General features: G+C 38.5%; 19 protein-coding genes and 1 pseudogene. 6 read left to right on the top strand and 14 right to left on the bottom strand.

The genetic code is table 11. The annotated features are described in order from the left end of the window. Window positions 1-4 precede the first annotated feature (4 nt). Window positions 5-877 (bottom strand): annotated as a pseudogene (locus tag HMPREF1117_RS11640) (EfeM/EfeO family lipoprotein). Window positions 878-1,061: 184 nt separating this feature from the next. Here HMPREF1117_RS11640 and HMPREF1117_RS07485 point away from each other — a divergent pair. Then, a complete protein-coding gene (locus tag HMPREF1117_RS07485) occupies window positions 1,062-1,361 on the top strand; it encodes a YbaB/EbfC family nucleoid-associated protein (RefSeq protein ID WP_000981525.1) in 300 nt (99 codons plus the stop codon). Between the two features lie 76 nt (window positions 1,362-1,437). Here HMPREF1117_RS07485 and HMPREF1117_RS07480 read toward each other — a convergent pair whose 3' ends face one another. From HMPREF1117_RS07480 to glmU, 7 genes are all read right to left on the bottom strand, one after another. Then, complete coding sequence (locus HMPREF1117_RS07480; protein ID WP_000801734.1) at window positions 1,438-3,201, bottom strand: glycerophosphoryl diester phosphodiesterase membrane domain-containing protein; 1,764 nt, start codon at window positions 3,199-3,201, stop codon at window positions 1,438-1,440. Window positions 3,202-3,209: 8 nt separating this feature from the next. Then, entirely contained in the window at window positions 3,210-3,800 is a 591-nt protein-coding gene (locus tag HMPREF1117_RS07475; protein ID WP_000440289.1) for a 3'-5' exonuclease, read from the bottom strand. Between the two features lie 78 nt (window positions 3,801-3,878). Further along, window positions 3,879-4,370 carry a chromosome segregation protein RocS gene (gene rocS / locus HMPREF1117_RS07470; protein WP_000021244.1) on the bottom strand — a complete coding sequence of 164 codons (492 nt, stop codon included), beginning with the start codon at window positions 4,368-4,370 and terminating at the stop codon, window positions 3,879-3,881. Window positions 4,371-4,446: 76 nt separating this feature from the next. Next, the gene (locus HMPREF1117_RS07465) at window positions 4,447-5,139 is read right to left on the bottom strand and encodes a 5'-methylthioadenosine/adenosylhomocysteine nucleosidase (RefSeq protein WP_000689797.1); all 693 of its coding nucleotides are present in this window, start codon (window positions 5,137-5,139) and stop codon (window positions 4,447-4,449) included. A 13-nt stretch (window positions 5,140-5,152) separates the two neighbouring features. Beyond that, window positions 5,153-5,467: a cell wall synthase accessory phosphoprotein MacP gene (macP, locus tag HMPREF1117_RS07460; RefSeq protein WP_000517858.1), complete on the bottom strand. Its 315-nt coding sequence runs from the start codon at window positions 5,465-5,467 to the stop codon at window positions 5,153-5,155. Window positions 5,468-5,478: 11 nt separating this feature from the next. Further along, the gene (locus tag HMPREF1117_RS07455; protein WP_000393821.1) at window positions 5,479-6,024 is read right to left on the bottom strand and encodes an NUDIX hydrolase; all 546 of its coding nucleotides are present in this window, start codon (window positions 6,022-6,024) and stop codon (window positions 5,479-5,481) included. Between the two features lie 9 nt (window positions 6,025-6,033). Continuing rightward, window positions 6,034-7,413, bottom strand: a complete 1,380-nt coding sequence (gene glmU / locus HMPREF1117_RS07450; protein ID WP_000073748.1) for a bifunctional UDP-N-acetylglucosamine diphosphorylase/glucosamine-1-phosphate N-acetyltransferase GlmU — start codon at window positions 7,411-7,413, stop codon at window positions 6,034-6,036. Window positions 7,414-7,566: 153 nt separating this feature from the next. On the opposite strand from glmU, the gene HMPREF1117_RS07445 reads away from it, so the two are divergent. From HMPREF1117_RS07445 to lysS, 5 genes are all read left to right on the top strand, one after another. After that, window positions 7,567-8,367, top strand: coding sequence for a GH25 family lysozyme (locus tag HMPREF1117_RS07445; RefSeq protein ID WP_001227598.1), 801 nt, complete (start codon window positions 7,567-7,569; stop codon window positions 8,365-8,367). 93 nt (window positions 8,368-8,460) lie between these two features. Next, entirely contained in the window at window positions 8,461-9,303 is an 843-nt protein-coding gene (locus HMPREF1117_RS07440) for a DUF368 domain-containing protein (protein ID WP_000493313.1), read from the top strand. Then, window positions 9,303-9,788: an aminoacyl-tRNA deacylase gene (locus HMPREF1117_RS07435; RefSeq protein ID WP_001085892.1), complete on the top strand. Its 486-nt coding sequence runs from the start codon at window positions 9,303-9,305 to the stop codon at window positions 9,786-9,788. Before HMPREF1117_RS07440 ends, HMPREF1117_RS07435 begins: the two co-directional genes overlap by 1 nt. Beyond that, complete coding sequence (locus HMPREF1117_RS07430; protein WP_000780806.1) at window positions 9,785-10,402, top strand: histidine phosphatase family protein; 618 nt, start codon at window positions 9,785-9,787, stop codon at window positions 10,400-10,402. The genes HMPREF1117_RS07435 and HMPREF1117_RS07430 overlap by 4 nt, the downstream gene beginning before the upstream one ends. Window positions 10,403-10,690: 288 nt before the next feature. After that, a complete protein-coding gene (lysS, locus tag HMPREF1117_RS07420) occupies window positions 10,691-12,181 on the top strand; it encodes a lysine--tRNA ligase (protein ID WP_000102446.1) in 1,491 nt (496 codons plus the stop codon). 60 nt (window positions 12,182-12,241) lie between these two features. Here the strand turns inward: lysS and HMPREF1117_RS07415 are convergent, their stop codons facing one another. The 6 genes from HMPREF1117_RS07415 to rnr form a co-directional block, all read right to left on the bottom strand. After that, window positions 12,242-13,081 carry an amino acid ABC transporter substrate-binding protein gene (locus tag HMPREF1117_RS07415; RefSeq protein WP_000182532.1) on the bottom strand — a complete coding sequence of 280 codons (840 nt, stop codon included), beginning with the start codon at window positions 13,079-13,081 and terminating at the stop codon, window positions 12,242-12,244. Between the two features lie 9 nt (window positions 13,082-13,090). Beyond that, on the bottom strand, window positions 13,091-13,720 hold the full coding sequence (locus tag HMPREF1117_RS07410; RefSeq protein WP_000891751.1) for an amino acid ABC transporter ATP-binding protein: 630 nt from the start codon (window positions 13,718-13,720) through the stop codon (window positions 13,091-13,093). A gap of 9 nt (window positions 13,721-13,729) precedes the next feature. Continuing rightward, window positions 13,730-14,371, bottom strand: coding sequence for an amino acid ABC transporter permease (locus tag HMPREF1117_RS07405; protein WP_000120836.1), 642 nt, complete (start codon window positions 14,369-14,371; stop codon window positions 13,730-13,732). Window positions 14,372-14,517: 146 nt separating this feature from the next. Then, the gene (tehB, locus tag HMPREF1117_RS07400; protein ID WP_000413771.1) at window positions 14,518-15,378 is read right to left on the bottom strand and encodes an SAM-dependent methyltransferase TehB; all 861 of its coding nucleotides are present in this window, start codon (window positions 15,376-15,378) and stop codon (window positions 14,518-14,520) included. Window positions 15,379-15,392: 14 nt separating this feature from the next. Continuing rightward, the gene (smpB, locus tag HMPREF1117_RS07395) at window positions 15,393-15,860 is read right to left on the bottom strand and encodes an SsrA-binding protein SmpB (protein ID WP_001051750.1); all 468 of its coding nucleotides are present in this window, start codon (window positions 15,858-15,860) and stop codon (window positions 15,393-15,395) included. Continuing rightward, on the bottom strand, window positions 15,823-18,177 hold the full coding sequence (gene rnr / locus HMPREF1117_RS07390) for a ribonuclease R (RefSeq protein ID WP_000658725.1): 2,355 nt from the start codon (window positions 18,175-18,177) through the stop codon (window positions 15,823-15,825). The genes smpB and rnr overlap by 38 nt, the downstream gene beginning before the upstream one ends. Between the last annotated feature and the right edge of the window lie 80 nt (window positions 18,178-18,257).

Genomic DNA, 18,257 nt, shown 5'->3' with positions numbered 1-18,257 from the left:
ACTCTTATTCTCCACTAAGAAATTTACCCATTTGTGACAGAGGTTCACCAAGCTTTGTCACAGCTTCTGATAATTCTTTAGTATCTTCTTTTGTCAAATCAGTATAGAGTTTGTAGTGTTCCTTGTCGGTCATGTGTTTGTCCAACAAGCTATTAACAGATTTGAAATCAGCTTCCAATTCTTTAACTAGATTAGCGTCTGATTTTTCAAGTAAATGTTTAAAAAGTTGGAAAATCTTCTCTACTCCCTCGATATTGGCACGAAAGTCATACAAGTCTGCATGAGAATAAATTTCCTCTTCACCTGTAATCTTGCTTGTTGCCACTTCATTAAGCAAGTCAACTGCCCCAGTCAACATAACCTTGTAGTCCACATCTACAGTTGCAATCTTGGCTTTCAATTCCTTGATATCATTGACCAACTAATCGCCACAGCTTTCAGTTCCTTTAGTGATATTGTCTTCCCAAAGGATACGTTAGATACGGTGGAAACCAGACCAACCTTCCTCTGTCTTGTTTTCATCCATATAATCTGCCATACGGAAGTCAATATTGACATCTGACTTAGCAAAACTCTCGGCAATCGGTTTTGAACGCTCATAGGACATACGAATCAGTGGATAAACCTTCCTAGCTTCTTCTAACTTACCTTCTTTCAACAGTTTGACAAAACCTTCCGTATCTGTCAACAGTTTATCAATTTACTCTTGCACAAAAATCTTATAGTCAGCAGTGGCCTTATCAAGCATTTTTTGCTTGTCTTCAGACAAGGCTGTCACCTTTGCTGAATTACTCGTATTGCTTGGCTTAGTTTGGTTAGTAGCACAAGCTGTCAATAGCAAGGCTGAAGATAAAAGGACAAAACCTAGTTTTTTCATTGTATACTCCTATCGGTTCAGAAAACCTAAATTAATTTTACACTCTATTAAAACACGCTATTTCTAATTTTTCAATGAATTTTCTGAAAATTCAATCTGTGATAGTTTAAACAAACATTAGACTTTTAGTCTTAAAATTGATAAAATAATATGGAAAATAAGAGAAAAGGAAAACAAAATCACCATGATGAACATGCAAAACATGATGCGCCAAGCACAAAAACTTCAAAAACAAATGGAACAAAGCCAAGCTGAACTTGCTGCTATGCAGTTTGTTGGTAAATCTGCTCAAGACCTTGTTCAAGCGACCTTGACAGGAGATAAAAAGGTTGTCAGCATCGACTTCAACCCTGCAGTTGTGGATCCAGAAGACCTCGAAACTCTTTCTGATATGACTGTTCAAGCTATTAACGCTGCACTTGAAGAAATTGACCAAACAACTAAGAAAAAATTGGGTGCTTTCGCTGGAAAATTACCATTCTAGGCAACAAAAAATGCAAGCACCCAAAATGGATACTTGCCTACAACTTGGAGGAACATTTGTTCCTCTTTTTATTTTATTAAAAATTAAAAAACTCTAAGGCCCGCTTTAAGAGTAAGTCCGTATACTCTGGATCTTCTTGGGCAATCGTAACTAGTTCTTGCACTAGCTCTATATTATCCGTTATCATACCATCTACTCCTAGATGAATCGATTTATCAAAAGAATCTGAGCTATTAATAGTCCAGACGTACAATTTTTGGTCTGTATTCCAAAGTTTGTTGACAAAATTTTCGTCTAAGGTTGAATATTCCATCGTATAACCTGTAGCATTAGTTCTAGGAAAAATACTATTATAAGGCAGGATAAAGTAGGCTGGTATTTCAGGGACAATAGATTGAACTTGATCAATGATATGATAATCCAAAGATTGAATTTGATGACCATTTTGTTTCAAAGTCTCACCGTACTTTTCTAAGAAACGTTTCATCATATCCGGCTTATCTTTTTTACTGGTCTTTATTTCAATTAAGAGTTTTTGATGCAATTCATTGGCTCTTTTAAGATATTCATCAAAACTTGTAACCTTACTATGATACCCATTTTCTGAGATATCAAGTTTGGTCAATTCTTCCAAGGTCAAATCTTGGGAACTTGCATTCACACCTGTTAAATCCCAAATATTGGCATCGTGCATCATGACAAACTGTCCGTCTTTGGTTTCTTGAACATCGGTTTCAACAAAGTCTGGTTCCAATTGCGCTGTTTTTTCTAAAGATTGGACTGTATTTTGAACTCCATTTTTATTGGAGACACCTCTGTGCGAAATAACCAAAGGTTTATGGGCTACTGGAGCTTCAAGATAAACATAGCCCTCTATAGAAAAGATGATGCAGGCACACCCCAGTACTCCCCATCGCATCCAGTGGTCTTTTTTTCTCCTAGGAATAATCTCAAGCCCTTCTCCTGTTAACAGAGAAACAAACTTGATTAGGAAATAAGTCAGAACCATATAGTGAAAATTACGAATCAAAACATAGTTGATTATTCCAAGAACCAGGGATTCTCTTTGAGTAAGGACATCCATTAAGGTTTGACTAAGGATAACTGGCACTAAAAGGAGAAAGAAAAACAGATAGGTTTTAATCACAATCCAAAGAAGGTTCCAAGTATAAAACCAATTTTGTCTCCTTGTCTTTTCGATACTATAAGAAACTGCTTGTCTTACTGTTTTCTTTTCAAAAAGAAGCTGAGGTATCGCAAACATCAAGCGTACCGAGACGTAAAACATAATCAACGACAAAAGAATGACAATGATACCGACCAACCAATACCGTTCTTCAACATAAGAAACAACAAATTTTGGAATCACAATTTTATTGAGATAGTAAATCTTGAGAATCTTTCTAATAAAGGGAAAGAGCATCATGACATAAAAGAAAATAAAGGTCATCTTGGGAATGGTTATTTCTTTCATAATCATAAAACTTTGACCAAAGACCTTATGACTGTATTCGAGTAAGGTTCTTTTTTCATGATAGAGAAGATGTCTAGCTCCGGTTAAAAGGAGACCCATTTGGAAATAAGCAACCAACAAATTAATTATCACCAAAATCAATAAGCCCAAACTAATCAAGGGAGAGCCTTTAATAATCGCAAAAATATTATTGTACGAAAGAAAAAGATAACCAGACTGCCTCAATAAAAGTCCTGCAAGCCATGAATTTAAGGGTAGCCAAACAAACTCTATCAACAAGAATGTTAAGAAAAATAAAAAAAGAATTTTATCTAGGTTATAGTAAATCTGCTTAAAACCTAGAAGTTTTGGTTTTTCTGGTTTCATAGGCACTCCTAATCAAAGAATTGTGATAAGTCCAATCCACCAAAAGGATTATTTGATAAGCTACTTTGTGATTCTAATAAGAGTTTTGCTTGATCAGACTCAAGGAAGGACTCATAAACACGCGCCGTCATACGAGCATCTTCTAAACTATTATGTGACTGACCTTGAAAACCTAAAAAAGTTGCAACCGTTTGGAGTTTAAGATTAGCGATACCATGTAAGTCTGAACTCCTCCGTTCAAAGGCCTCATCATAAAGATCCACCTTGTATTGTGGACTATAATCTATTCCATGTTCCAACAAAATAGGCAAATCACTTTTAGCTGCATTGTAACCTACAATAGGTAAAGAACCAACAAACTCTTGGAATTTCTGCAATACTTGTTCTACAGATGGAGCATCTTTTAAGGTTTCTGCAGTAATTCCAGTCAAACCATTAATGAAACTCTTGAGAGGCACCTCAGTATGTACATAAGAATCATAGCTAGCAACTTCCTTCCCATCTTGAAAGCGCACTGCTGATACCTGAATTAAGTGTGTTTGTCCTTCGTGTTGGTTAAATTCTAAATCAAAAGCAATGTAATCTTTTAGTCTTTCCATTTTATCCTTCTCCTGGGGTCATGCATCATAGAAATAAAAGAAGCTATCAGGTTAAGATTAACCTAAACAGCTCCTCGATTATCCTCCAAATAGACGAGCAAAAAAGCCTTTCTTAGTTGATTGAACTTCTTCTTTTGCTTGGTCTAACTCTAACTTCAGAGTCTCTTGATCCTTCATGGCTTGAAGAGTCAATTGTTGTTGCTGATCCAGTTGTTTGTCTTTCTCAGCAATTTGACGGTCTTTGATGCGCATTTGCTCATCTTTTTCTGAAAGTTGACGATCCTTGGCTTTTAATTGTTCATAGAGACGAAGGATTTCAGCATTCTTTTCATCGACTAAAATTTCCATCAGTTCCCGTTGCTTAACATCTTCGCTAACTGGTTCATCTTCAAAAATAGTTTTTTTATAGATTTCTTCAAGCTTAATCAAGCCACTACGGGTAACGACTGTTACACCTTTGTCATTTTTATCTGTGTCTTCTTCTGGTAATTCCTTGACACGATTATTGATTGCTTGGCGAGATAGACCTAAAACCTCTGCAATCTCACTGACGGTCATTTCAATACTCATAATATCCCCTGAAACGTTTTCTAACTTTTCGTTATTTAAATATTATCATAAGCTAGAAAAACTGTCAAATTTCCACTTAATCTAAAGCCTTTAAAAAGGCCAAGAGTACTTGTGCAGAGCGTCGTCCCGCCTCAATAATAAACTCATCAAAAGTAACGTTTGCTTCATGGTTAGCGTTATCGCTCATAGCACGGATAACTAAGAAAGGTAAGTCAAGTGAATGAGCCGCCTGAGCGATAGCTGCCCCCTCCATTTCTACTGCTAAGACATTTGGAAAATGTGATTTGATTTCTTCTATCTTATCATTTCCTGCAATAAAACTATCCCCTGTTGCAATCAAACCAAGGTGCCAAGTCTGCTCAAGTTGAGACAAACTAGTTTTTATTTTAGAAATGAAGTTTGAGTCTGATTCGAAATAAAGAGGTTGTCGAGCCATTTGTCCATAATCATAGCCAAAAGCAGTCACATCAACATCATGATAAGCAAGTTTATCCGCAATGACCACATCACCCACTGCAATACCATCTGCTACTGCCCCTGCAGAACCTGTATTGATAATAGCATCGACTTGAAAATGATCTGCTAAAATCGCTACACTCATAGCAGACATGACCTTACCAATACCACTCTCTACTAAAACCACTTCAACTGAAGAGATTGAACCAGTATGATAGGTATTCCCTAAAACAAGCTCCTCTTGAGCTTTTTCTAAATGCTGGACAAGGTAAATCAGTTCTTCAGGCATGGCCGCAATAATTCCAATTTTCATGTTAATTCCTTTTCTAACGCCAATATTTAATGGCTAACACTAATAAAATCAAGAGAAAAATAATTGTAAATAAGATTTTATTTAACTTGGAATTAAAAACATTTCTCTTAGTATTTTCGATACGACGGCTCTTATGAATAGATGGTTCTACTTCAATCGTTAACGTTTCTTGGCTAAAACCATGTCCCTTTGGTCTTTCATAACCAAAAGATCGAGAAGAAGTCGATAAAATTTTAGTTTCTTCATTGTCTAACAAGGGTGGACCAGAAATTTTTTCTCCTCTATTAGCCTTTTCAATCATTTCATCCGTTAATAAAGGTTTCCCCATAGGACCCTCCTTTAGTTTTTTTGTAATTCCCAGTATTGGACTGCCATAATAGTTTTTGCGTCACAGATGTGACCCGTTTGAATGAAAGATTTTGCTTCTTCCAGACTAACTTCAATAACTTCCAAGGTCTCATCTTCATCTTGGGGACGAGGATTCTCCACTTTTGTCAAATGACTTGCTACATATAGCTTCAACTTTTCATTACAAAAGCCAATGGCAGAATAAAAATCATATAAGAGTTCTAACTGGCCGGTATAGGCTGTTTCTTCCTCCAATTCACGAAGAGCAGCAGCCATAGGATCTGTATTTTCACCGATTTCCAATTTTCCTGCCGGAATTTCATAGGATACTGCCTCAATAGCTTTTCGATATTGCTTGACCAAAATCATCTTTTCTTCGTTTGTAACAGCTAAAACACAAACTGCACCATTGTGGAAAATCAAATCTCGTTGTGCTGTTCCCTTGCCCTCAGGTAGCTCTACCTGATCTTGCACTAGTTTGAAAATGGGACCTTGGTAAATTTCTTTTCGACTAAGGGTTTTTTCTTCAAATTCCATGATAAACTCCTATTGATTCTTAGGATGGTGTGGCAAGCGAGTCGCATATTCATCTTTATTGACTTGGCGACCACGCCCAATAGCAATGGCGTCAGCTGGTACGTCTTTGGTAATGGTTGAACCTGCACCAACAAGGGAATTGTCACCTAGTTCTACTGGCGCAATAATGGTTGAATTTGAACCAACAAAGACATTGTCTCCAATGACTGTCTTGTATTTATTTTTCCCATCATAGTTTACAGTGATTGTCCCTGCACCGAAATTAACATTGCTACCCACTTCACAGTTTCCGATATAGGTTAAATGACCAGCTTTTGTATTGTCACCGATTGAAGAACCTTTAACCTCAACAAAGTTACCGATATGGACTTGGGCACCCAGACTTGAACCTGGTCGAATGTGGGCATAAGGGCCGACAGTCACACCATCTTCAACACTACTTTCCTCAATCATAGAGTTCGTTATCACAGCTCCAGATCCGATAGTGCTGTCCACTACATAGCTACCATTTGTCAAGACAGTTTCAGCACCAATTTTGGTTTGTCCTTTTAAGGTAACATTAGCTTCGAGTTGGACTTGTGGAGCGATTTCCACATCAATATCGATATAAGTTGCTTCTGGATTGACAAAACTAACACCATTGACCATATGCATTTGATTGATACGGCGACGCATGACTGCTTCTGCAGTTGCAAGAGCCACACGATCATTGACACCAAGGCTTTCATCAAAGTCTTTGAGGGTATAGGCTCCAACTTTTTCACCAGCTTCACGGAAAATACCAATCACATCTGTAATATAGTATTCACCTTGAGCATTATTGGTATTGATATTTTTTAGAGCTTCAAATAATCGTTCATTATCAAAGACATATGTTCCAGTGTTGATTTCCTTGATTTGTTTTTCGAAATCAGAGGCATCTTTTTGTTCAACAATTCGCATAACTTCGGCATTGTCATTTCGAACAATACGCCCATATCCGAATGGGTTATCCGTTTCAGCTGTTAAAATAGTCGCAACGTTTTTATGATTGATATGAAAATTAATTAAATTTTTTAAACTTTCACCCGTAATTAAAGGGGTATCACCTGCGATAACCAAGGTATGACCTGACAAACCTTCTAGAATTGGCTCTGTCATCATAACTGCATGACCAGTTCCCAGTTGTTCTGATTGAGTTACAAATTCTGTCTGTCCAACCAAGACCTCCTCAACTAATTCTGCCTTATGTCCTACTACTGTTACAGTCTTTTCTGGTTGGATAGCTCCCACACTACGAAAAACATGTTCCAACATAGAGATACCAGCAACCTTATGTAAAACTTTTGGTAAATCAGATTTCATGCGAGTACCTTTTCCCGCTGCTAAAATAATGGCATAATTTGACATAATTTTCTCTTTTCTCTAGAAATTCACTTTTATTATACCATATTTCAATTTATTCCGCTCTATTCATAAAAAAAATGCTCTAAAGTCCTTTATTGTCACAATATTAAGTGTTTTTTTTGATTTTTTTTCTTATTTAAGGTAAAATTATGAAGTATGAGAAAGAAAATTAATCCACTTATTTTATTTAGTTTTTTCGGGATTATAATTTTCATTTTAATCCTAAATAGACCTCGTTTTGAAGATCACTCTATAAAAACAAAATCAAACCTTGCCCAAATTGAAACTCTGGCATTGCAAAAGTTAAGTAAACCAATCATTGATGTATCTGGTTGGCAACGTCCCGAAGAAATCAATTATGACACACTCTCACAAAATATATCCGCTGCTATTGTACGTGTTCATAGTGGGGCACAGACTACGAAGCAAAATGATGCTGCACACATTAATGGTCTTGATAAGGCATTTGAGTCTCACATAGGTGAGTTTCAAAAACGCAATATTCCAGTTGGTGTTTACGCATACGTAGCAGGTAAAAGTATCCAAGAAATGGAAAAGGCTGCAGAAAGCTTTTATAACGCTGCATCACCATATAATCCAAGTTACTATTGGTTAGATGTTGAAGAAAAAACAATGTCTGATATGAATGAAGGCGTTGAAGCATTCCGTGCTAAGCTAGAATCATTAGGTGCTAAAAACATTGGTATCTACGTTGGTGTATACTTCATGGAAGAACACAGTATTGATACTTCAAAATTTTCATCAGTTTGGATTCCTTCCTATGGTTCAGACTCTGGATTTTATGAAGCCACTCCTAAAACTGATTTAGACTATGATATTCACCAGTATACTTCTAGAGGAAAAATTGCAGGTTTTGATCACGATTTAGATATCAATGTCATCTCTGCATCAAAGAATAAAGAAGAGACCTTTAGAAAACTCTTTTTAAAACCATAAAAGCATTTGTTCGTCATTTGCTTTTTATTTTTGTTTTATATTGTGATACAATATAATAAGAATTTTTGAATTTGAAATAGTTGGAGGAACCATATGTTTTCATGGTTAAAGCAAATTATTAAAGGGATTATCATCGCTCTCGGTTTTATTTTACCAGGTATTTCAGGAGGAGTGTTGGCTGCAATACTAGGTATTTATGAACGAATGATTGCCTTTTTAGCGCACCCTTTTAAAGACTTTAAAGACAATGTTCTGTATTTTATTCCAGTTGCCATTGGAATGCTTTTAGGTATTGGTTTATTTTCATTCCCGATTGAGTATTTACTTGAAAATTTCCAAGTCTATGTCTTGTGGAGTTTTGCTGGTGCCATTATTGGTACTGTTCCTAGTTTAGTAAAAGAGTCTACTCGCGAATCTGATAGAGATAAAATCGATTTAATATGGTTTTGGGCAACCTTTGTTATTTCTGGTCTAGGTCTGTTCGCCTTAAACTTTGTCGTAGGAACCTTAAATCCATCTTTTCTTAACTTTATCTTAGCTGGTTCTCTACTTGCACTAGGTATATTGGTTCCTGGCTTGAGTCCTTCAAATCTACTTTTGATCCTAGGTCTTTATGCTCCTATGCTCGCTGGATTTAAAACCTTTGACTTATTTGGTACCTTTCTTCCTATCGGGATTGGATTGGTAGCCACTTTCATCGTATTTTCAAAATTAATGGATTATGCTCTAAACAATTACCATTCTCGTGTCTATCATTTTATTATTGGCATTGTCCTTTCTAGTACACTTTTAATTTTGATTCCAAATGCAGGAAATGCTGAAAGTATCCAATACACTGGTCTTTCTTTAATCAGTTATGTTCTCATTGCCTTCTTCTTTGCTCTTGGCATCTGGCTTGGTATTTGGATGAATAAATTGGAGGATAAATATAAATAATGGCAAAAAAAGTAAAAATAAAAAAAACATTAGTGGAACAAATCTTGTCAAAAGCTGGAATTCACCACCTTGGTATTCAATTAAATGCACTCGAGGGAGAACTTCCTCAAGGTTATGACCATTCCCAAATTTTTAAAACTCTTGCTCTACTTGGAGATAAGACTGGTCCCATCATCGGAATCCTTCCTATAACAGAACACCTTGCTGAAAAAAAATTAGCTAAGATTTCTGGCAATAAAAAGGTCAGCATGATTCCACAAAAAGATTTAGAAAAAACAACAGGCTATATTCACGGTGCTAATAATCCTGTCGGTATTCGCCAGAAGCACAATTACCCAATCTTTATTGATGAAACAGCTCTCAAATTGGAGAAAATGATTGTCTCTGCCGGAGAAGTTGGTCATAGCATCATCATCAATCCAAAAGAACTAGCCACCTTTGTTAAAGCAGACTTTGCAGATATTTTGGAGGCGAGCAAGTCATGAAACTTTACTTTGTTCGTCACGGCCGCACACTCTGGAACCAAGAAGGACGTTTTCAAGGTGCCAGCGGTGACTCTCCTCTACTTGAGGAATCTATTCAGACCCTAACAAAGCTTGGTCAATATTTAAAGGAAATTCCTTTTGACCAGATTTATGCAAGTGACTTACCCAGAGCTCGGAAATCGGCGGAAATTATTCAAAGTCAACTTGAAACATTATGCCCTTTGGAAAGTATCCCAAATATTCGTGAATGCCAGCTTGGTAAACTAGAAGGTTTAAAAATCGCAACTCTAGAAGCTATTTATCCCAAACAAATCCAAGCTTTTCGTTTTAATCTCGCAAAATTTAACACAAAAATGTTTGGCGCAGAGTCACTTTATAGTACCACTCAACGTACCATTCAATTTATCAAATCTCTGAAAGAAAGTGATGCCGAAAGAATCCTTATCGTTGGTCATGGTGCTAATCTCACTGCTAGCCTTCGTACTCTTCTAGGGTATAAAGAACCCCTTCTTCGTAAAGATGGGGGCCTAGCAAACGCTAGTTTAACCATTTTAGAGACTGACGATTTTGAAAACTTTACTCTTGTAGTTTGGAATGATACTTCCTATCAATAAAAGAACTTGATTTTATACTCAATGAAAATCAAAGAGCAAACTAGGAAACTAGCCGCAGGCTGCTCAAAGCACTGCTTTGAGGTTGTATATAGAACTGACGAATTCAGTAACATATATACGGCAAGTCGACGTTGACGTGGTTTGAAGAGATTTTCGAAGAGTATTAGCGTCAAGTTCTTTTTAGTTTTTAAAGATTATCCGTGAATTTCTTGCTTATTTATGATAAAATGGGAGTATCGCAAAAAATGACTCATCGTATTCAATTTTGAGTAAAACTAGGAGGATCCCATGTCAACAGAACATATGGAAGAACTAAATGACCAGCAGATCGTTCGCCGTGAAAAAATGGCTGCACTCCGTGAACAAGGAATCGATCCCTTCGGAAAACGTTTTGAACGTACTGCAAATTCACAAGAATTAAAAGATAAATATGCTGACCTCGATAAAGAACAATTACATGATAAAAACGAAACTGCTATTATCGCAGGACGCTTGGTAACGAAACGTGGTAAGGGTAAAGTCGGCTTTGCCCACCTTCAAGACCGCGAAGGTCAAATTCAAATCTACGTTCGTAAGGATGCTGTCGGTGAAGAAAACTATGAAATCTTCAAAAAAGCGGACCTTGGCGATTTCCTTGGTGTTGAAGGTGAAGTCATGCGTACAGATATGGGTGAACTTTCTATCAAGGCTACTCACATTACACACCTATCTAAGGCGCTTCGTCCACTTCCAGAAAAATTCCATGGCTTGACAGACGTTGAAACTATCTACCGTAAACGTTACTTGGACTTGATTTCGAATCGTGAAAGCTTTGATCGTTTTGTAACTCGTTCAAAAATCATCTCTGAAATCCGTCGTTACCTTGATCAAAAAGGTTTCCTTGAAGTGGAAACACCTGTTCTTCACAACGAGGCTGGTGGTGCTGCTGCCCGTCCATTTATTACTCACCACAATGCCCAAAACATTGACATGGTACTTCGTATTGCTACTGAGCTTCACTTGAAACGCCTTATCGTGGGTGGTATGGAACGCGTTTACGAGATTGGCCGTATCTTCCGTAACGAAGGAATGGATGCTACTCACAACCCTGAATTCACTTCAATTGAAGTTTACCAAGCTTACGCAGACTTCCAAGATATCATGGATTTGACTGAAGGCATTATCCAACACGCTGCTAAATCAGTTAAAGGCGATGGTCCAGTTAACTATCAAGGAACTGAAATCAAAATCAATGAACCATTTAAACGTGTTCACATGGTAGATGCTATTAAGGAAATTACTGGAGTAGACTTCTGGCAAGATTTGACTTTTGAAGAAGCTAAAGCTATCGCTGCTGAGAAGAAAGTTCCAGTTGAGAAACACTACACTGAAGTTGGTCACATTATCAATGCCTTCTTTGAAGAGTTTGTTGAAGAAACCTTGATCCAACCAACCTTTGTCTATGGACATCCTGTAGCTGTCTCACCACTCGCTAAGAAAAATCCTGAAGACGAACGCTTTACTGACCGTTTCGAACTCTTTATCATGACTAAGGAGTACGGTAATGCCTTTACTGAGTTGAACGACCCAATCGATCAACTTAGCCGTTTTGAAGCCCAAGCTAAAGCCAAAGAACTTGGTGACGATGAAGCAACGGGTATCGACTACGACTATATCGAAGCCCTTGAATACGGTATGCCACCAACAGGTGGTTTGGGAATCGGTATTGACCGTCTCTGCATGCTCCTCACTGATACAACAACTATCCGTGATGTACTGCTCTTCCCAACAATGAAATAATCTCTTATCCTCTGGTACTTGCCAGAGGATTTTTCGATGCAAAAAGAGACTGAGGAAAACTCAATCTCTACTTTTCACTTCTTTAGTTGCCACATCATCACCGAACCATTTTTGGCTGATTTCTTGGAACTTCCCTTCTTGGTAAAGTTTAACAAAAGCTTGGTTTAAAGCTTGCAGTAATCTTTTGTCTGCTGGTCTAACTCCGACTGCAAAGGATTCACTTTCAAAACCAGCTGGAAAAACATGATAGTCATTTAATAACCCTTCAGACTGTAGATAATAATTGGCATACACTCGGTCAATTAACAGAGCATCAATCCGGTCATTCTTCAAATCAATTAATGCTTCATTGAAACTCTGGTATTGATTGGCTTTCTGATCTTTGACACGATTTTTCAGTAAATTTGGTTGGGCTTCAAAATCTAAATATCCTGAGGAACCTGCTTGGGCTCCCAAGGTCTTATCCTTCATATCCTCTACTGAATGAATCTGCTGGCTTTTCTTAGCAACCAGAACCTGCTGATTTTCCATATAAGGAATGCTAAAAGCAACCTTCTCTCGGCGCTCATCAGTGGCAGAATAGCCATTCCAAATGGCGTCTATGGTTCCATTTTGCAGTTCCGTCTCCTTCATATCCCAGTCGATTGGCTGAAATTGAACCTTAAAACCTAATTTTTCAGAGACAGCTTGTGCTAAGTCAATATCAAAGCCTGTATATTGGCCATTCTTTTCTTCAAAACCCATGGGAACAAAGGTATTGTCAAAACCAATAGTAATGGTCCCCTGCTCTTGATACTTATCCCAGTTATCCTGCTTTGGATCACTAGCTTTCTGAGTACATGCCGTTAAAAAGAGAGTCAGGAGAGAAACCAATACTAAAACAACTTTCTTATTAGTCATCAACACCTCCTACTTGGGCTCAACCTTGAGAATCTCATCCGCGATATTTTCAGCGAATTGTAAATCGTGGGTAACCACAATCTGGGTCATGCCAAGTTCCCTATTTTGCAAGATTAGTTTTTCCACTTCCAAGCGCAATTCTGGATCCAGAGCAGAAGTTGGTTCATCGTAGCCAATGATTTCTGGGTCAATCATCATAGCACGTGCCAAGGCCACCCGTTGCTTTTGCCCACCAGATAATGAGAATGGATAGGCGTCTGCGTGCCCTGCCAATCCCAACTGTTCTAGGAGACCACACGCCTTCTTCTCAGCCTCTTCCTGCTCTATTCCCATAGTTTTTACAGGAGATAAGGTCAAATTTTCTAGAACTGACAAATGAGGAAAAAGTTGAAAATCTTGGAATACAAATCCCAGTAGATTTCGTTTCTCCAATTCATCCAGTTCTAAAGGTTCTCCATTATAAAAAATTTGCCCTGAATCAATGGTTTCAAGACCCGCGAGCATGCGTAAGAGAGTTGTCTTACCTCCACCAGAAGGTCCTACAATAGCCAGGATTTGCTTTTCAGGAATTTTTAGACTGAAATTGGACAAAATTTGCTTTTCACCAAATCCCTTATTGATATTTCTTAATTCTAACATAGCAGCCCCCTATCTATAGTAACTGTACTTCTTCTCAACTTTTTTGGCAAGGATAGTCACAATCCCAATCAAAATCAAGTAAATGGCTCCTGCCAAGAACATCGGAACCAGGCTAGCATCACGATTAGCAGCTGTTCGACTAGCCAAGATAAGGTCTGAAATTCCTAGAGCATAGACCAAAGAAGTGTCCTTAACCAAACTCATGACTTCATTAAAGACACTAGGAAGAACAATCTTGGTCACCTGAGGCAAGATAATATAGCGTACTGTGGCAAAAGGACTGAACTTCAAGACCTTAGCAGCCTCATATTGACCTTTAGGAATGGTATCAATCCCACCACGGAAGATTTCAGCAAAGTAAGCTGTATAATTGAGAACAAAGGCAATGATGGCAGCAGGAAGGCGATCCAAACGAATCCCAATACTTGGGAGCACATAATAGATAAAAATCAATTGCAAGAGCAAGGGTGTCCCCCGCATAATCCAGATATAAATGTTAATCAGATGATGGAGGAGCTTCCAATGGACTTGCAAGGCAAAGGCAATCAAAACGCCCAAGGGAATAGAAAAAATCAAGACCAGTGCAAAAACCTGCAAAGTCATGCTTGCACCGCTCAATAAACTCGGTAATATCTCAAACAAATAAGACATACTGCACCTCCTAAAAATAATTGTTCCTATTATAGCATAAATAAACAATGTTACCAATTTTTTTGCAAAAAATATCTTTTATAGTTATTTTTTATGAGATTTTAAAAGAAAAAGGTAGAGTATTATCTACCCAACCTTCTTTCAAATTATTTGACCTTTTTGGCTAGCATAGTTGCAAACCGTAGTTGAATACGATTGCCATTTTCGTCACGACGGTGCAGATGACCTGGATTTTCATTGTACTTAACCAATTCCCAGTCCTTGTAATAGTCCGCTAGTTCTCTTTCCTTAAAAGTAAATGGGAAGTTCACTGAGCAAGGATAATCTTCGGTGTCCATGGCACAAACGATAAGATTGTAGCCACCAACAGTAGTTTTCTCCTGCATATTTTTGATAATTGCAGGAATGCGGTTTGCTTGCAAAAACATCAAAACAACTGTCGAAACGATGAAATCATACTCTTGCCCAATGCTGGCTGAATTGATATCGTAGAGACCAACAGGCATGTCCAAATCTTCTTGCTCCACAATGCTTTGCAAAATTTCAAGGGCCAATTCATTTTGATCTACAGCTGTCACATCAAAACCTTGCTGTGCTAAGAAGAGAGAGTTTCGACCCTGACCACAACCCAAATCCAAGGCTTTCCCTGGTTTTACTGTCTGCATTGCCTCTAGGACCTCTGAATGAACAGGATTAGAATTGTATTTCTTAGGGAAATAATCCTCAGGTTTACAATAAAATTCCAAGTACCATTCCACATCGTCTGTTACAGCCTCCACTCGGTGCCAAGCTTGTGGTTGTGCCATTGGATTGTCAGTCCCCGCTTCAAAGAGATGCTCAGCTAGAACTTCGCCATCCTCTGTCAATTCAATAAACTTGAGAGTTCCCTTCAAGACAGTAATTTTCCCCCAAGTCCCAACCTTGGTATTGTGCTTTTGCTGAACAGCTTCAGGCATAGTTTGTTTATTCCACAAGGGCATGCGTTTATAGGCAACTAGTTTTTCCATCTTCATTCCTCTTTTTATCGCTGATTAACTGCTTTCATGACACGCGCGATGTCACGGTTTTGCTCACGTCGTTTGATAGACTCCCGTTTGTCATAGTCATGCTTCCCTTTAGCTAGGCCTAAAAGGAGCTTGGCATAACCATCTTTGATATAGACTTTTAGGGGAACCAGGGTCATTCCTGTCCCTTTGGTCTCTTGTTCCAATTTTTGGATTTGCTTTTTATGGAGCAGGAGTTTTCGACGACGTTCTGGTTCTTGGTTCCAGATATTGCCCTCTTCGTAAGGAGCGATATGAACATTGCTCAACCAAACTTCTCCATTTTTCACTTGGGCAAAGCCATCCTTGAGATTGATTCGAGCTGCTCGTACACTCTTGATTTCAGTTCCAGTTAGAACCATCCCTGCCTCTAGCGTATCTACGATTGTATAGTCGTGGCGCGCCTTTTTATTTTGTGCGACGACCTTTCCCTCGCCCTTTGCCATGCTTGGCTCCTTTCTTAGCTACTTCCTTGTAAAAAGGTTTCTTTCCTTTTTTCTTCTTGTCTTTTTGTGAATGCTTACGCTTATCATTTGAGCGTCCTGATTTTCTCTTGTCTTCCTTCTTATCTGAACGACGACTTGAACCACGCCCTCTGTCACTGCGACTAGACTGTTTCAAGCCCTTCTCAATCACATCAAACTCACTAGGTACGAATGAAAAATCAATCTCTCCAGTCATTTTATCCGCTCTTTCAACTCGAATACGAATCTGCTGTCCGACACGGAAGGTAATACCTGATTTCTCTCCACGAAGGGTCAAATCCCGCTCATTGAAATGATAAAATTCAGGTAGATTTGTGATGTGAATCAAGCCTTCAACTGTGTTTGGCAATTCAACAAAGAGACCGAATTTGACAATACTTGATACAACTGCATCGTACTCTTCACCCACGTATTCTTCCATATACTCAGCCTTTTTCATAGCTTCGACTTCACGCTCAGCCTCGATAGCACGACGCTCACGGTTGGAAGACTGGGTCGCAATCTCTGGAATCACTTGTTCAAAATGCTCTGCTATTTCCTTAGAACGGCCGTAATCCCGAATCATACGGTGAACAAGAAGGTCTGGATAACGGCGAATCGGACTGGTAAAGTGAGTATAGTAATCTGCTGCTAGTCCATAGTGGCCGTGATTGTGCTCCGAATAGCGAGCCTGCTGCATGGAGCGAAGAAGCATCATAGACAATACATCTGCATAAGGTTCTCCCTCAACAGTACGCATGATGTCTTGGAGAACATCTTGACTCATTTCACTAGCAGTCCCATAGATTCGAATACCAAAACTTGAAGCATAATCAATAAACTTTTGAACCTTTTCAGCCTTAGGCTCCTCATGGATACGATAAATGAAAGGTAACTCCAACTTGCTAAAATGCTCTGCAACTGTTTCGTTAGCTATCAGCATAAAGGACTCAATCATGCGCTCTGCAACACCACGCTGACGAAGAACGATATCAACAGGCTTACCTTGTTTATCCACTAAAATCTTTGCTTCGTTGGTATCAAAATTGAGGGCTCCACGTTTTTCACGCATACTTTCTAGTGTTTCATGAAGCTTGGCCATGAGTTCGATACTTGGAATAATTTTCTTATATTCTTGTATCTTTTCCTCGTCGCCTGCTAGGATATCATTGACTTCACTGTAGGTCATCCGGAAGCTAGTCTTGATAACCGTTTGTGTGATGGTGTAGTTGACTACACGACCATGTTTATCAATCTCCATAATGGCAGACTGAGTCAAGCGGTCAACTTGAGGATTGAGAGAGCAGATACCATTTGAAAGGCGTTCTGGTAGCATTGGCACCACACGGTCTGTCACATATACTGAGGTCGCACGATTAAGGGCTTCCTTGTCAAGGGCAGAACCCTCAGTCACATAGTAGGAAACATCTGCGATGTGAACACCAAGCTCCAGATTCCCATTTTTCAAGGCCTTGATATGCACCGCATCGTCCAAGTCCTTTGCATCAGCACCGTCAATGGTAAAAGTAATCTCATCTCTTAGATCCAGACGACCTTCCATATCCTTTTGAGACGGAGCATCAGGCACACTTTCAGCTTCTTTTAGGACTGCTTCTGGAAATTCAGAGACAATATCCATAGACTCTAAAACTTCTAAGACATCAATCCCTGCATCTGTCGAGTGTCCAACTACATCAAGAACAGAAGCTACAAAAAAATCATGTTTCTTACTTGGATACTTGTCGATAAAAACCTTAAGGACTTCGGTTCCTTCTAGTTTAAGTGCTGGTTTCTTAACATAAATCGGTTGACTAATTTTCTGGTTTTTCGAACGGATGTATCCTGCATACTTTGGTTTTTCCTGATCCAATACGATTTGACCGACAACGGTTGTCAAACTATGTTCTAGGATATCAATAATTTTAGCTTCCGCTGCTGTTCCTTTATTACGGTCAGCAACTTTCTTGATGACAACCTCAACGATATCACCATCAATAGCATAGTTAACATCGTTTTTACCAACAAAGAGGTCGTCCTCTTCCCCTTCTAGACTAACAAAGCCAAAACCATTCTTGTGGGCATGGAAAGTTCCTTTGAGGGTGATTTCATGTTTTTTCTTAATTTCTAAGGTCAGACTTCCATCTTCCTCAAAGCGAATCTGGTGCTTTCTTTCCATGAGGGACAAGGTTTTAATCAACTCACGAAAATCCTTGGATCCGTCCTTTCCGAGCTCGTGGGCAAGTTCATTTACAGTTACTCGTCCCTTATCTTGTAAATATTCTTTTATAATTTCTTTCATGTTTTCTTTCTAGATTTTTTATTTGGCGTAAACCATAATCATTTTAAAATAAAAACAGGCAAAGACCTAGTCCTGCCCAT

The sequence above is a fragment of the Streptococcus sp. SK643 genome, assembly GCF_000259505.1.
In the GTDB taxonomy this organism is placed as follows: Bacteria; Bacillota; Bacilli; order Lactobacillales; family Streptococcaceae; genus Streptococcus.
This window is presented reverse-complemented; position numbering and strand designations above follow the sequence as displayed.

Coding starts and splice junctions, on each gene's coding strand:
- HMPREF1117_RS07485 (WP_000981525.1), top strand. CDS start 1,062: ATGATGAACATGCAAAACATGATGCGCCAAGCACAAAAACTTCAAAAA.
- HMPREF1117_RS07480 (WP_000801734.1), bottom strand. CDS start 3,201: ATGAAACCAGAAAAACCAAAACTTCTAGGTTTTAAGCAGATTTACTAT.
- HMPREF1117_RS07475 (WP_000440289.1), bottom strand. CDS start 3,800: ATGGAAAGACTAAAAGATTACATTGCTTTTGATTTAGAATTTAACCAA.
- rocS (WP_000021244.1), bottom strand. CDS start 4,370: ATGAGTATTGAAATGACCGTCAGTGAGATTGCAGAGGTTTTAGGTCTA.
- HMPREF1117_RS07465 (WP_000689797.1), bottom strand. CDS start 5,139: ATGAAAATTGGAATTATTGCGGCCATGCCTGAAGAACTGATTTACCTT.
- macP (WP_000517858.1), bottom strand. CDS start 5,467: ATGGGGAAACCTTTATTAACGGATGAAATGATTGAAAAGGCTAATAGA.
- HMPREF1117_RS07455 (WP_000393821.1), bottom strand. CDS start 6,024: ATGGAATTTGAAGAAAAAACCCTTAGTCGAAAAGAAATTTACCAAGGT.
- glmU (WP_000073748.1), bottom strand. CDS start 7,413: ATGTCAAATTATGCCATTATTTTAGCAGCGGGAAAAGGTACTCGCATG.
- HMPREF1117_RS07445 (WP_001227598.1), top strand. CDS start 7,567: ATGAGAAAGAAAATTAATCCACTTATTTTATTTAGTTTTTTCGGGATT.
- HMPREF1117_RS07440 (WP_000493313.1), top strand. CDS start 8,461: ATGTTTTCATGGTTAAAGCAAATTATTAAAGGGATTATCATCGCTCTC.
- HMPREF1117_RS07435 (WP_001085892.1), top strand. CDS start 9,303: ATGGCAAAAAAAGTAAAAATAAAAAAAACATTAGTGGAACAAATCTTG.
- HMPREF1117_RS07430 (WP_000780806.1), top strand. CDS start 9,785: ATGAAACTTTACTTTGTTCGTCACGGCCGCACACTCTGGAACCAAGAA.
- lysS (WP_000102446.1), top strand. CDS start 10,691: ATGTCAACAGAACATATGGAAGAACTAAATGACCAGCAGATCGTTCGC.
- HMPREF1117_RS07415 (WP_000182532.1), bottom strand. CDS start 13,081: ATGACTAATAAGAAAGTTGTTTTAGTATTGGTTTCTCTCCTGACTCTC.
- HMPREF1117_RS07410 (WP_000891751.1), bottom strand. CDS start 13,720: ATGTTAGAATTAAGAAATATCAATAAGGGATTTGGTGAAAAGCAAATT.
- HMPREF1117_RS07405 (WP_000120836.1), bottom strand. CDS start 14,371: ATGTCTTATTTGTTTGAGATATTACCGAGTTTATTGAGCGGTGCAAGC.
- tehB (WP_000413771.1), bottom strand. CDS start 15,378: ATGGAAAAACTAGTTGCCTATAAACGCATGCCCTTGTGGAATAAACAA.
- smpB (WP_001051750.1), bottom strand. CDS start 15,860: ATGGCAAAGGGCGAGGGAAAGGTCGTCGCACAAAATAAAAAGGCGCGC.
- rnr (WP_000658725.1), bottom strand. CDS start 18,177: ATGAAAGAAATTATAAAAGAATATTTACAAGATAAGGGACGAGTAACT.